We start from the raw sequence: 13204 nt of genomic DNA, 5'->3' as shown, positions 1-13204 counted from the left end.
TCTCCTCTACGCCCGTTACAGCATGCCGCTCTTCCGCAACAGCAGCGCCTGGAAGTGGGGCCGGCCCGGCCCCATATCAACGGTATGGAAATCCTCCACCTCGAATGAACGGCCATACGCCTCCACGACGCGGTCATCCTCATGCATGGCGAAGAAGCGCTTTGGCTCATAATTGTCCTTCTCCCAGATGCCCTCTGTCTCTTCCCCGCCGTATAAACCGCAGAAGAACAATCCACCCGGCTTCAGCACTCTTCTAATCTCTTGAAGAACCGCGTCTAGATTCGCCTTCGGAACATGAAGAAGGCAGTTCATTGCATACACCGTATCGAAAGATTCATTGGGAAAAGCAAGCTCGCAAAAGTCCATCACCCGTGCATCCAATCCCTTCTCCTTGCAGAGACGCACCATCTCCTCCGACAGATCGGTCGCCGTTACGTTCAGCCCCTTCTGTTTGAAGATGAGGCTGTCCCGGCCAGGTCCCGCTCCGATCTCCAGCAGCGTTTCGCGCTTCTCGGCAAGAACGATGGACAGGAAGCTATCGCGCTCCTCTCTTTTCCAAGGCGCAAGCTCCGACCGTTCCCGCTGCTCCGCGAAGTTATTATAGGATTGCTTAAGACCGATTTTCTCGCTCATGGTTGACCTCCAGCTTAGGCTTTAATCCTCTCATATAGCTTCGTCAGATCCGATCTGGACAGGATTCGAGGAACCGGGTAAAGGGGGTTCGCCTCTCGATACGCCCGTTCCACCATCACGGGGATATCCTTGTCCGCTATTCCCGCGATCTTCCGCGGAATGTCCATATCCTCGTTAAGCATCCGAATGGCCTCAATGAACTTCGTTGCCTTCCGTTCCGTCGTATCGGCCGGGTCCCCGATCCCGATAAGATCCGCCAGTTCGGCTAAAGGCTTATGCGCGGATGCTCCGTAGTAATCTAGAACATAAGGCAGGATAACCGCGTTCGCCAGCCCGTGAGGAACGGAATAAAAGCCGCCAAGCGTGTGGGCGATAGCGTGCACGTAGCCGACATAGGCTCGGGTAAAAGCGAAGCCCGCGAGATAGGACGCCTTCTGCATGTTGGCTCGAGCCTCCCGATTGTCCCCATTGCGATAGGCCTCCAAGAGATTGCCGAAGATCAGGCTTACCGCTTCCCGGCTTCGCTGCCTGGTCTGCTTCGTGTTGCTTCGGCCTATGTAAGCTTCGACTGCGTGCGTCAACGCATCCACTCCCGTCGTCGAAGTAATGGCGGGAGGAAGCCCATAGGTAAGGGCGGGATCCAGCACGGCGTAATGAGGGATCAAGGAATGGTCGTTGATCGCGAACTTCTCATGCGTCCGGCTATTGGAGATGACCGCCGCAAGCGTAGCTTCGCTGCCCGTTCCCGAAGTTGTTGGGATCGCGAACAGAGGAGGAATGGCTCGCCTAACCTTCAATATGCCTCTCATCCTGGCGACGCTCTTGTTCGGTCGCGCGATGCGAGCCCCGACTCCTTTGGCGCAGTCCATCGGAGAACCGCCGCCGAATGCGATGATGCCCGAGCAATCGTTCCGGAGATAGATCTCCAGCGCCTCTTCGACGTTATCGACGGTCGGGTTGGGAACGGTGCCGTCATAAATAAAATAAGCGATCTTCGCGTTGTCCAGCCCTTCCAGAAGCTTGTCCATTAAGCCGACCGCTCGAATGCCTTGATCCGTCACAAGGAGCACCCTTCCAATCCTCCGTTGCTGAATCAACGCCGGAAGCAGTCTTAAACTTCCCTCTCCTTCAAGTATCTCCGGCTCGCGCCAAGGCATGAATCGGGAGAACAAGCGCAACGCCGATTGATAGAGCCTGCAATAGAGTTTATACATGATCGTTCTCGCTCTCTCGTCATAGTAGGTGGTCCTTCCTCCTAATTCGACGGCAGCCGGACAATCCCTCTCAACGGCGAGAAAGCCGGCGGAGCTCGTCCGCCGGCCGTCCATCGCTTATTCAGGAGGAGCCCTTCGTTAGATCCAAGGGCCGTAATAGTTGTGGTAACCGCCGTAATTCCCGCCGCATTGCTGTTTGTGGCAGCCGCCGGATTTTTGCATGCCGGATTTGTTCATGCCGTAGTTGGAATACGCTTGATTGCTATGGCCGCCGGACTTCTGATGGCTCTGGTTGCTGTGGCCGCTAGACTTCTGACTGCCGTAACTGCTATAGCCACCGGACTTATGGCCGCCGCTTTTGTTGCTGTAGCCGTAGGATTTGTGCTGCTCTTTGCGTTTGCAGATGCATTCGAACTTTTCCGCGGATTGATGACGTTGATTGTTGGAGTAGGAGTAGGAGGATACTCTAGCTTTGCTCATGACTCTCACCCTTTCTATATGGAGATACCATAAGCTATGCCGATTTGCGATTCATGCTTGTACCAATTGCCGATGCTATAAAAATAGGGAAGCATTACCCGGTTCATATGGCAGATTGCATTGAAGGGGTATGAAGAACGGTTCGTTTTCCTATTAAATAAATGAAGTAAGCGCTTAAATTCCCCCGGTAAACTCTTGAATTCCAAACCGCTATAATCAGCCTTAGGAGAGGAGGAATTTGAACAAATAGAATTGTAAGCGCTTAACTTAATTCCTATTAGCTTTCGGAGAGGAAGGGAGTAAATGAAGAATAGAATGACCGCAATCGTGTCGCTCGTGCTTGCGGCGGCCATGCTTGTACCATCCGGCTTGTTCGCTGCAACGGCAACGGCCGACTCGACGGATCCAGCCGTCGCAACGGTCTACCATGAGACCTTCGCCGGCGGCAAGGGGGCAGCGTCCCAGTCCGGCGGAGCTTCCCTGACAGCCGTAACCGGCAAGACATTCGACGGCAATGACGACGGCGCCGCCCTGTACGTAAGCAACCGCGCCAATAACTGGGATGCCGCCGACTTTAATTTTGCCAATATCGGCCTCGTTAACGGCGAGACGTATACGGTAACCGTTAAAGGCTACGTTGACGCGGACGCTTCGGTCCCGAGCGGTTCCCAAGCCTTCCTCCAGACGGTGGACAGCTATGCGTTCCTCGCAGCGGCTAATCTAACGGCAGGAGCGGCTTTCACCCTGACCAAGGAGTTCACGGTCGATACGAGCACGGATCGTGCGCTTCGCGTGCAATCCAACGATACGGGCGCGACCGTCCCTTTCTACATCGGCGATGTGCTGATTACGAAGAAGAGCGACGCCGGAGGCGGGGTAGATCCGACGCGCCCGCCTGCCCTGCCGTTCAGCACGGTTACCTTCGAGGATCAGACGACCGGAGGCTTCGCAGGAAGAGCCGGAACGGAGACGCTTTCGGTCACGAATGAAGCCAACCATACGGAAGGCGGCGGCTACTCGCTGAAGGTGGAAGGACGAACGGACACCTGGCACGGCCCGTCCCTTCGGGTAGAGAAGTATGTCGACAAAGGCAGCGAGTATAAAGTGACCGCCTGGGTCAAGCTGATCTCCCCGGCCAGCTCGCAGCTTCAGCTCTCGACCCAGATCGGCCAAGGCAGCACCGCCAATTACGTCAGCCTAGCCGCCAAGACGATCGGCACGAGCGATGGCTGGGTGCAGTACGAAGGAACCTATCGCTACAGCAGCGTCGGCGACGAGTACCTGACGATCTACGTCGAGAGCTCAAGCAACGCGACCGCTTCTTTCTACATTGACGATGTCAGCTTCGTCAACACGGGATCGGCTCCGATCTCCATCCAGAAGGACCTGACCCCCATCAAGACGGCTTATCAGGATGATTTCCTGATCGGCAACGCGATCTCCGCCGAGGATCTGGAGGGCGTCCGCCTGGATCTGCTGAAGATGCACCACAATGTCGCGACGGCTGGCAATGCCATGAAGCCGGACGCGCTTCAGCCGACCAAGGGCAACTTCACCTTTGCCGCTGCCGACGCTCTCGTGGATAAAGTACGGTCCGAAGGCATGCAAATGCACGGACACGTGCTCGTCTGGCACCAGCAATCTCCGGCGTGGCTGAATACCGACACGACTTCCGGCGCTCCTCTGGGGCGGGACGAGGCGCTCGTCAACCTGAGAACGCATATCCGCACGGTCATGGAGCACTTCGGCAGCAAGGTCATCTCTTGGGACGTCGTTAACGAAGCGATGAACGACACCCCCGCGAATCCGGCGGACTGGCAGGGTTCCCTGCGTCAGACGCCTTGGTACAAAGCGATCGGCCCGGACTATGTCGAGCAGGCGTTCCTGGCGGCACGGGAAGTGCTGGACGACCACCCCGATTGGGATATCAAGCTCTACTACAACGACTATAACGAGGATAACCAGAGCAAAGCCCAAGCTATCGCGGGCATGGTTCAAGCGCTCAACGCCAAGTATGCGCAAAGTCATCCCGGCAGGCTGTTGATCGACGGCATCGGCATGCAGGGACACTATAACGTCAACACGAATCCGGAAAATGTGAAACTGTCGCTGGAGAGGTTCATTTCCCTGGGTGTCGAGGTCAGCGTCTCCGAGCTGGACATTCAGGCCGGCAGCAACTACCAGTTGTCCGAGAAACAAGCGGCTGCTCAAGCCTACCTGTACGCGCAGCTGATGGCACTCTTCCATTCCCACGCCGACAAGATCGCTCGCGTCACCTTCTGGGGCATGGACGACGGCACGAGCTGGAGAGCTTCCTCCAACCCGTTGCTTTTCGATAAGAACCTCCAAGCCAAACCTGCCTATTACGGAGTCATCGATCCGGAGAAGTACATGGCCGAGCATCCCCCTCAATCGACGCAAGCGAACCAAGGAACCGCCAAATACGGTACCCCGGTCATCGATGGAACGATCGACGCGATCTGGAGTGAGGCTCCCGAACTCCCGGTGAACCGTTACCAGATGGCTTGGCAAGGCGCGACCGGAACCGCCAAGGTTCTATGGGACGAACACTATCTCTACGTCCTTACCCAAGTCAGCGACACGCAGTTGAACAAGGCGAGCGCGAACCCTTGGGAACAGGACTCCGTCGAGATTTTCCTCGATCCGGACAACGCCAAGACTTCGTTCTATCAAGAGGGCGACGGGCAATATCGGATCAACTTTGAAAATGAAACTTCCTTCAACCCGCCGGCCATAGCCGAAGGATTCGTATCGGCAACGAAGACGTCGGGAACGAACTACGTGGTGGAAGCGAAGATCCCGATCGAAGCCGTCGCCCCGGCCAATGGCAAGGAGCTGGGCTTCGACGTGCAGATCAACGACGCGAAGGACGGCGTTCGTCAGAGCGTCGCCGCCTGGAACGACACGACCGGCTCAGGCTACATGGACACTTCGGTGTTCGGCGTACTGACCCTGGACGGCAAGAGCGAAGGGCCCGTAACGGTCAAGGATGGCGTCGTCACGATCACGCCGGAGGTAAAGCTGCAAGGCAGCCTGGCTAAAGGAGTCGTTACCGAGGGCAACCTGAAGAAAGCTCTTGAGCTTGCCGCTCCGGCTTCGAACGGCATCAAGACGATTGTCATCGACATGCCCAAGCAAACGGGCGCGACGTCTTACGAAGTTCAGCTTCCTGCCGAACGATTGAGAGGCAAGATCAAGTTCGAGCTGAGTTGGCAGACGGAGCTGGCGACGATGCGGATTCCAAGCGACGCGCTGACCAAAGAGAAATCCAAAGCGGAGCAAGCGTCCTTCCGCGTTGCTCAAGCTCCGACGGATAACGGCAAGAAGAAGGACGATCAGCTTCCGATCATAAGCCTGAGCGCTTTCTTCGATGGCAAGGCGAGCGATTGGAGCAACCAGAAGGCGCCTTTAACGGTCTCCGTTCCCTATGCGCCGACCGCCGCCGAGCTTCGCCGTCCCGACCATATCCTCATCCGGTACTTGAACGGCGATGGCCATGTAACCGTGGTGCCTGACGGTCAATATGACGCCGCGACCGGGAGAATCGTCTTCTCCGTGACCCAGATCCGGGGTTAAGCAAGCAGGATAGAGCCTCCTAATCCCCTTTGCGGATTAGGAGGCTTTTTCTTTTCTCCATGTAGGGCGAGAGCTTGGCTCTGTAACCCGACTTTGTCGGGTTGCAGGGTGCTCGGACGGCTCACTTGGCGGCGATACGTCGCCTAGATGCCTCTCCCACAAGGAAATCGCCCCCCGGTCGCCGAAGTTTAAGGGGATAAAAGAAGAGACACTCTATTCCAACTCCAACGCAGAAAGGAAACCCTCATGCCGACTATTGGAGAGGTTATCGAACAATTGAGAGGCTCCGCGCCGCCGATCGAGGGAAGCGTCGACGTGCTGGAGACGGGCCATCAGGACACGGAGGTGACGGGCATCGCGACGGCGTTCATGGCGACCCAGTCGATAGTCGAGCGTGCCGCCGAGCTGGGAGCGAACCTATTGATCTCGCATGAAGGGATCTATTACAGCCATCGGATGCCGAGCGGCCCGCTTCCGTCCGATCCGGTCTATCAAACCAAGAGCGCATGGATCGATCATGCCGGTCTTGCCATCTACCGGCATCATGACTACTGCCATCGGTCGGAGCCCGATCTCATCATGACCGGCCTGCTTCATAGCCTAGGATGGGAGGAATATGTAGAAGAGATGCTGCCGACGGCCGCCGTTCTTCGCATCCCGGAAGCCAAGGCAAGCGACATCGCCGTTCAAGTCCGCGAGCGGCTCGACATCCCCTTCGTCCGGCTGGCGGGAGACGCGGACATGGCCTGCCGACGCGTCGGAGTGCTGGTAGGCTACCGGGGCGGCGGAGACAATGCCATCCCTCTCTTCCGCGAGAAGGGCCTCGACTTAATCCTAGCGGGCGAAGGCCCGGAATGGGAAACGCCCGAATACGCGAGGGATTCCGCGTATCAAGGCGTCTCGAGATCGTTTCTATTATTAGGACACGCGGAGAGCGAGGAGCCGGGCATGCGCCTCCTGGCGGACCGCTTGCAATCCTTGTATCCTTATCTCCCCGTTCGCTTCCTCAAGGGCGAGCCTGCTTTCCGGGTGTTCACCGGATGAATTGGAACCAGCCGAAGTCGAAGCGGCTTCCCGGGAGGAACAGGAAGGTCACCTTCCGGGAGCCCCTCACCTGTCCCAGGTCGAACAGCCGCTTCTCGTAGCCATCGGTTCGGGAGAATTCAAGAATGCAGATGGATTCTTCCGAGCCCTCTCCTTCGCCCCCCTCCACCCCGTTTCCGGAGAACCGAACATGGATCGTATTCCGATCGATCTCCGACCGCCCGTACACGGCAAGTCGGGTAACCCCCTCGCTGCCGAAGTCCATCTGATCGAACTCCAGGGAGACGTTGTTCCCGATCCCTTCGACGCATGTCCCCTCCATAACGTACGTATCCCCGTAGATCCGGTCGCTGTCCGCCGCATGGTGAAGCTCAAGCGCCTTGTTCGGTTTCGTGAACGAGAAGCCTTTGATGTGCACCTTCTGCCGAAGAACGAAGCAGATCGAGCTCACCCCGCGCAGCCTCTTGGACAAGCGATAGGTCTCCTCCTGATACACGTTCCACCGGGAAGGCTTCTGGTAGACCGCGTCGGCCAGCAGGACGCTTCCTTCTTCTCCGGGCATTCCCTCCCAGATCTGAATCGGATACTCCTCGCTCGACAGGGCGAAGATCGGCAGCGTAATCGTATCCGAGCCGTACGGACCGAAGTCGAGATCGCGGAAGCCGACTTGGGTCTCCCCGTCCCGGCTTGTCGCGACTCCCCTCTCGTTGCCGTTGCCCACCTCGCCCTTGCTGAAGTCGTATAAGCCGGCGGAGACGAAGCCGTAAGGATCTTTGAAGGCTTTGCCGATCCCTGCCGCCTTGAACTCCAGCTGCGAGATCAGCTTCGTCTTCCCCGTCCCGTTCTTGCTCGCGCATCGCAGGCGGAACTCTCCGTCTCCCAGGGCGATTACCTTCGCCTCGAGACCATTCGCTTCTACCCTGGCGATATTCGAGGCGATTCCCGAATCGTTGACGGCGCTCCATTCTACTTCGCGATAGGAACTATTAACGGGGTAAAGCTCGGCGCGCACGACCATCAATCGCACGGACTCTCCGAACGACTGGCCGGAAGGACTCTTGATGGCTATTTTCCGCAGAGGCAATTCTCCGATCTCCCCCATCGCGACGGGCTTCTCTTGATTCCGCTCGTTCGCGGAGGTTCCCTCCAATAGCTTCGGATCGGCCACGGGCAAGGACTCGATCTCCAAGAAGCTGCTCCGCATTCCCTCGGAGGACACCTCAATCCTCGCCTTGCCCGGCTCCATAGTCGCCGCCACGATCGCCATCAGCTTGCCGCCGAACAGTCTTCTGCTCAAGCCCTTGTACGAATCGTAATCCGTGCTGTCTCCGTTGTCCAAGCCGATAAGCCGGCCCGCTCCCGTCACCTCGACCCGCACCCGGTTGTTCGCGTTGGCCACGGGACGGCCGTCCTTGTCCTCCATGCCGATCTCCACGAAGACCAAGTCCGTCCCGTTGGCGATCAGTCGCTCCTTATCGGCCCCTATCCTAATCTGCGCCGCATCTCCGAACGAGCTTCTTGCGGCAGCAGCAACAACCGATCCATTCTCGTCGTAGGCGATCGCCCGGATCTCCCCCGTCTCATACGGAACCTTCCACCAGCCGACAAGCTGCGTCCCCTTCGCCCAGTCTATCTCCTGAAGCCCCATGGAGCGGCCGTTCACGAGCAGCTCTACCCTTGGCGCGTTGGTGCAGGCCCGGACGTCGACGATCTGCCCTTCGTTGAAGTCCCAGTAAGGGAACAGGTGCACCATCGGGCGGGAGCGATAATCCGTCCATGCCGCTTGGTAGATAAAATAGGAGTCTTTCTCGAACGTGGCCGTGTCGACCTGCCCGAAGTAGGAATTCTTCGTGTGGTACGGCGTCGGCTCCCCGATATAATCGAAGCCGGTCCACAGGAACTGGCCGAGGGAGAACGGGGTATCCCTCTCCGCGATGATGCAGGCTTCCGCCGACTTGGCTCCCCAGCTGGTCGAGCTGTTCCCGAGCGCCGAGCACTGCTCGTCGTCGTCGGTCAGGATGGGCTTCTCATATGGAAAATGATACACTCCCCGACTCTGCACGACCGACGCTGTCTCGCTTCCGTAGATGACCCAATCCGGATGCTCCTCGCGGTGCTTGCGGTAGTATTTCTCGGCATAGTTGTAGCCCGCGATCTTGACGATGTCCGCGCACTTCTGCGCATTCTCCCAAGGCATATAGTTGGAGCCGATCGTCACTTTGGCATTGCCCCTCGGATCATGCTTCCGCACTTCCTCCATCAGCATTCGGGTGATCTCCTGCCCGCGCTCGTCCGCATGGGTATCGTAGATCTCGTTGCCGATGCTCCACAGGAGCAGGCTCGGGCGATTTCGGTCGCGGCGAACCCAGCTTCTTACGTCCAAGGCGGCCCATTCCGGGAAAAAGCGGGCGTAGTCGTAAGGGGTTTTCGGCCTCTCCCACATGTCGAACGCCTCCGAGACGACGAGGAAGCCCATCTCGTCCGCCAGATCCATCAGCTCCGGCGCCGGCATGTTGTGGGCCGTCCGGATCGCGTTCGCCCCCATGTCCTTGAGAATCGCGAGCCTTCTTCTCAGCGCTTCCTTATTAAACGCCGCTCCCAGCGCCCCGAGATCGTGATGCTCGCACACCCCGTTTATTTTCATCCGGAGGCCGTTTAGGATGAGCCCCTGAGAAGGATCGAGTTCAATCGAGCGGAAGCCGAGGTTCTGAGTCACTCGCTCCAGAAGAATGCCTTGCCCCTCCTGCAAGCGGTTATCCTCGGACGAATCCAGCTTCCTTAGTTCCGTGACCAGCCGATAGAGATGAGGCTCCGCCGGACTCCACGGGAGGGGATCGCGGATCGACAGCTTCTGGTTGACCGGCGAATCCGGCCTATTTCCGGCAGGGACTTCGCAGGAGACGGACGCGACGGACGCATCCCCGAGCAGGATTGTCTGAGTAAGCATAACGTCTTCGCCAGCGGCGACCTCCGTGTCGACCTCTACCTCCCACCCGTCCTCTGCCTGTTTTATGCTAAAATAAACGCCGTCCGTCGCCAGACAGCTGGGACCCCTCGTTCTCAACCAGACGTTCCGATAGATTCCCGCTCCCGAGTACCAGCGGCTGTTCGGCGCCTGATGGACGACCTTCACGACGATCTCGTTGACTCCGGCCTGAAGAGCGCCCGTGATATCGTGCTCGAAGGAGGAATAGCCGTACTTCCACTCCCCGACGAACGCGCGATTCACGTATACGGAAGAATCCATGTAGACCCCGTCGAAAGAAAGAAGAACGCTCTCGGCTTCTTCCGTATAAGAGAATCTTCTGCGGTACCAGCCGATGCCGTCCTCGTACAGGTTGAGAGAGTCCTCGATCAGCCAATCATGGGGAACGTCAACCGGCTTGAAGACGAGCTCCGTCCAGTCCGTCTCGTCGAGTCCGCTCTTGGCGAATTCCCATCCGTCGTTAAAGAGTGTCTTCTTGTTCATCTCTGCCGCGCCCGCTTTCTTCGATAAAATGACAATCAGGATCTGCGGCAGCCGGCCGAAGTATTCGACCGGACCGTAGATCCCTCTGTTTGAATCTTACTATCGTTTAATAACCGAGAGAGCCCTTCGTCTTCTCGAAGATCTTGTTCGCCATCTCGGTATACCGCTCGCTGCCGCTTGCTTTGGCTTGGGCGACATAGGAATCCCATTCCTTGCCGATGTCTGCTTGGCCTGTAATGAACTTCAGCGTCATCGTCTTCACATAATCCATCAGAGGCTTCTGGATCAGGTTCATCTCTTCGCTCTCGTCAGGAGTTCCCATAATCGGCGGATCGATCTCGCGAGGTTGACGCGTGGTCAAGACACGGTTCGTGTAATCCTTCTCGCCGTCGGTGAACTTCGATGTTCTCAGCTTATTCGTACCTCCGTATGCGAATACGCCGCCAGCGAAGCCATAGTCGAAGTTCAATTTCTTCGTTGCTTCAGGGTTCAGACCATTGTACGTGATTTCCGGATTTAGCTTGATGTTGCCGTCCGCATCCTTCGTATAGGTTTCCCCTTCAACGCCCCACAGGCTTAGCGTTTGACCTTCATCGGAGTACCACAGCCAGTCAATGAAACGAAGCATTTCGATGAACTTCTCTTCGCCAAGATCCTTAAGCGCATTCTTGCTGATCATGATGCCATTTTCCAGACGGGTGTTTTCAACTTGAAGTTGTCCTTTCGGACCGCCTGGCATCGTGATCATGTACAGCTCCGCATCCGGAACTTGCATTTTCACCTTCATGTCGCCCACGTTCTGATAATTTGCGGCCATGACGTACGTTTCGCCTCTATAGAATTTTGCAAGTTGCGGATCGTCTTCCGCCGTGAAGGATTCCGGGTCAAGAATGCCTTCTTTAATCAGTTTGTTGAAGTAGGTGAGGAAGGCTTTGTAGTCTTCCGTCGTGTTGGAGAAGTAGAACTTCTTCGCGGCCTCGTCGAACTTCAAGCCGTTAGCCAAATCCCAGCCGGCTCTTACTCCGTATTCAACGCCTGCGACTTTCAGCGTGGAATCGCCCTTGAAGCGATCGGACATGACATACTTCGCGCCCGTGTACTCTTTTACTTTCTTCATCGCCGCATAGAAGTCTTCATACGTCCAGTTGGCTTCTTGGCCCACTACGTCTACGCCGGCTTTCTCGAAGATATCTTTCCGAATGACGTAGGAATAACCGCCGGCCGCATTCTCCCACAAGCCCGGAAGCACGTAGTATTTGCCATCAGCCTTAAGTTTGGATTTCAGATCTTTCTCCAAACCCCAGTCTTTGACGGCCTTGAGGTAGTTAGGCATGTATTGCACATAATCGCTGATCGCGACGATTTGGCCCCCGTCAACAAATGGCGACTCGTCGTACGTTTTGGGAATGATGTAAGGAGCGTCACCGCTGTTTATGAGCAGCGCCTTCTGATTCTCGTATTCGGTTCTAGCCGCGATAGTCAGGTCGAAAGATACGTTGGTCTTCTCCTGGATTGCGCTCCAGAGTCTCCATTCCTTCTGGTAGGGATACGCCTCGTGATCGCTGTACATCATGGAGTAAGTTACAGGCTTGTCGGAATGGAACGTTACGCCTTCGCCGAAGGTATAACCCAACTTTGATGCATCGTTGGAAGCTGCGGAGCTGGCTGGCGCCGAGCTCTTCGGTGCCGAGTTGGATGCCTCGTTGTCGTTATTGCTGCATGCTGCAAGTCCGACTGCCAATGATGCCGCTAGCAAAACTCCTGTTGTCTTTTTAACCGTCTTCATATTGCGCCTCCCTATTCTCGATTTTTTATAATGGTAGAAATGCTGCAGGACATAGATGGATAGACAGTGTCAGCGGTGCAGCCCTTCTGTGAAACCGTTCGTTACCCTTTTACGGAACCGATCAGCATCCCCTGTACGAAATACTTCTGAATGAACGGGTAGATGCAGATAATCGGCAGAGCGGTCAAGATCATCGCGGTGGATTTAATCGTCGCCGCAATCTGGACGGATGCCGCGTCGGACGAACTGAATTCTTGCGTGCTGACTAAGTTGTCAACGATCTGCCGCAAGTACAAGGATACAGGCCATGATTCCTTCGTGTTCAAGTACAAAGAAGCGGTAAACCAATCGTTCCAGTAAGCGACCATGGCGAACAGGAACATCGTGGCCAGAATGGGCTTCGAGAGAGGCAAGACGATCCTCGTGAAAATTCCGTAAACTCCCAATCCATCTACCTTTGCCGCTTCTTCTACTTCATTAGGCAAACCTGCGAAGAAGGTTTTCACTAATATGACATTGAAGGCGCTGATGGCGCCGGGAATCACGATTGCCCAAATCGTATCCCGCATCTGCAGCTTCTGGGCGACGAGGATGTAGTTCGGAATCAGGCCGCCGTTGAAGTACATCGTGAAAAGCACGAACGGGATAAAAAACTTGTTCAAGCGAAGCTTTTCCTTCGACAATGGATAAGCCAGGATCGCCGTTGCGGATACCGAGATGAACGTTCCTAGTACCGAATACAGAATTGTGTTTCCGTAATAGCGGTAAAACTCCGGCTTTTTCAGAAGAAGATCATACGATGTCGTTGTGAACTCTACCGGGAACAGGAAGACCTTCCCCGCATAGATAGCGCTCTCCGAACTGAAGGACTGCGCTAACAGATAGACGAACGGGTACAAGGTAAAGAGGACGACAACCGTCATGACGAGCGTGTTGAAGATTAGAAATCCACGATAGGAGGATGATTCTTTCATGCGTCTT

The 13204-nt window shown here is 56.2% G+C and carries 8 protein-coding genes; 2 read left to right on the top strand and 6 right to left on the bottom strand.

All coding sequences use genetic code 11. The features are described from left to right. Window positions 1–15 precede the first annotated feature (15 nt). From ELR57_RS17830 to ELR57_RS17820, 3 genes are all read right to left on the bottom strand, one after another. On the bottom strand, window positions 16–633 hold the full coding sequence (locus ELR57_RS17830) for a class I SAM-dependent methyltransferase (protein ID WP_126960437.1): 618 nt from the start codon (window positions 631–633) through the stop codon (window positions 16–18). A gap of 14 nt (window positions 634–647) precedes the next feature. Beyond that, window positions 648–1847 (bottom strand): iron-containing alcohol dehydrogenase, encoded by a 1200-nt coding sequence (locus ELR57_RS17825; protein WP_126960436.1) that lies wholly within the window; start codon window positions 1845–1847, stop codon window positions 648–650. Window positions 1848–1985: 138 nt separating this feature from the next. Further along, window positions 1986–2327, bottom strand: coding sequence for a hypothetical protein (locus ELR57_RS17820; protein WP_126960435.1), 342 nt, complete (start codon window positions 2325–2327; stop codon window positions 1986–1988). A 303-nt stretch (window positions 2328–2630) separates the two neighbouring features. Between ELR57_RS17820 and ELR57_RS17815 the strand changes: the two genes are divergently transcribed. Both ELR57_RS17815 and ELR57_RS17810 read left to right on the top strand, forming a co-directional pair. After that, window positions 2631–5924 (top strand): endo-1,4-beta-xylanase, encoded by a 3294-nt coding sequence (locus ELR57_RS17815; RefSeq protein WP_126960434.1) that lies wholly within the window; start codon window positions 2631–2633, stop codon window positions 5922–5924. Window positions 5925–6170: 246 nt separating this feature from the next. Next, window positions 6171–6968: a Nif3-like dinuclear metal center hexameric protein gene (locus ELR57_RS17810; protein WP_126960433.1), complete on the top strand. Its 798-nt coding sequence runs from the start codon at window positions 6171–6173 to the stop codon at window positions 6966–6968. Here ELR57_RS17810 and ELR57_RS17805 read toward each other — a convergent pair. From ELR57_RS17805 to ELR57_RS17795, 3 genes are all read right to left on the bottom strand, one after another. Then, on the bottom strand, window positions 6958–10437 hold the full coding sequence (locus ELR57_RS17805; RefSeq protein ID WP_126960432.1) for a glycoside hydrolase family 2 TIM barrel-domain containing protein: 3480 nt from the start codon (window positions 10435–10437) through the stop codon (window positions 6958–6960). The genes ELR57_RS17810 and ELR57_RS17805 overlap by 11 nt on opposite strands. A 106-nt stretch (window positions 10438–10543) precedes the next feature. Then, window positions 10544–12223 carry an ABC transporter substrate-binding protein gene (locus ELR57_RS17800; protein ID WP_126960431.1) on the bottom strand — a complete coding sequence of 560 codons (1680 nt, stop codon included), beginning with the start codon at window positions 12221–12223 and terminating at the stop codon, window positions 10544–10546. Between the two features lie 101 nt (window positions 12224–12324). Then, a complete protein-coding gene (locus tag ELR57_RS17795; protein WP_126960430.1) occupies window positions 12325–13197 on the bottom strand; it encodes a carbohydrate ABC transporter permease in 873 nt (290 codons plus the stop codon). Window positions 13198–13204 lie beyond the last annotated feature (7 nt).

The organism is Cohnella sp. AR92 (assembly GCF_003990975.1).
Classification (GTDB): Bacteria; Bacillota; Bacilli; order Paenibacillales; family Paenibacillaceae; genus Cohnella.
This window is presented reverse-complemented; position numbering and strand designations above follow the sequence as displayed.

Excerpts from the sequence above, each read along its gene's own strand:
- ELR57_RS17830 (WP_126960437.1), bottom strand. The coding sequence starts at position 633 with ATGAGCGAGAAAATCGGTCTTAAGCAATCCTATAATAACTTCGCGGAG.
- ELR57_RS17825 (WP_126960436.1), bottom strand. The coding sequence starts at position 1,847 with ATGTATAAACTCTATTGCAGGCTCTATCAATCGGCGTTGCGCTTGTTC.
- ELR57_RS17820 (WP_126960435.1), bottom strand. The coding sequence starts at position 2,327 with ATGAGCAAAGCTAGAGTATCCTCCTACTCCTACTCCAACAATCAACGT.
- ELR57_RS17815 (WP_126960434.1), top strand. The coding sequence starts at position 2,631 with ATGAAGAATAGAATGACCGCAATCGTGTCGCTCGTGCTTGCGGCGGCC.
- ELR57_RS17810 (WP_126960433.1), top strand. The coding sequence starts at position 6,171 with ATGCCGACTATTGGAGAGGTTATCGAACAATTGAGAGGCTCCGCGCCG.
- ELR57_RS17805 (WP_126960432.1), bottom strand. The coding sequence starts at position 10,437 with ATGAACAAGAAGACACTCTTTAACGACGGATGGGAATTCGCCAAGAGC.
- ELR57_RS17800 (WP_126960431.1), bottom strand. The coding sequence starts at position 12,223 with ATGAAGACGGTTAAAAAGACAACAGGAGTTTTGCTAGCGGCATCATTG.
- ELR57_RS17795 (WP_126960430.1), bottom strand. The coding sequence starts at position 13,197 with ATGAAAGAATCATCCTCCTATCGTGGATTTCTAATCTTCAACACGCTC.